This is a genomic window from Gluconobacter sp. P1D12_c (genome assembly GCF_018812105.1).
GTDB lineage: Bacteria > Pseudomonadota > Alphaproteobacteria > Acetobacterales > Acetobacteraceae > Gluconobacter > Gluconobacter oxydans_A.
In genome coordinates, this window is the sequence record NZ_JACSIQ010000522.1 from 1 (window position 1) to 431 (window position 431).

Consider the following 431-nt stretch of genomic DNA (forward strand, 5'->3'; position numbering starts at 1 on the left):
CACCATGAGGATCGGGCTGGCCAATATCGTCTACAACATGCGCCGCTTCCTCTTCCTCGAAAGATTGAACGCGAGCGCATAGTCATCCAGCGGGAGAGCAGTCCCCGATCTGCTCAAAACGCAGATCAAAAGCTGCGTTTTGAGCAGATTGGGGGCTGTTAYCCGCTTGAKAGCTACRCTGTGATGCKGATCCGCTCCAGGAAGAGAAAGCGGCKCATATTGTAGACGATATTGGCCAGSCCGATCCTCATGSTGGCCCGGGTGATRCCSACRGTTCSGACRAACAGCCCYGTCTGTGACTTCTGATCGGCAAAGACATGCTCGACACGCGAGCGGATGACCGACTTTCCAGCATTTGATTTCTGGATATGCCGGGGCATAGGCTTGAGATGCGGCTTTTTGCGATGAACCTTGGAGACCAAGCCCTGCTT

Annotated in this window: 1 pseudogene; it reads right to left on the reverse strand. The window is 54.5% G+C overall.

Annotation, left to right across the window (positions count from 1 at the left end):
- Positions 1–173: 173 nt before the first annotated feature.
- A pseudogene (locus KP705_RS17970) lies at positions 174–431 on the reverse strand (IS5/IS1182 family transposase); the annotation flags it as partial.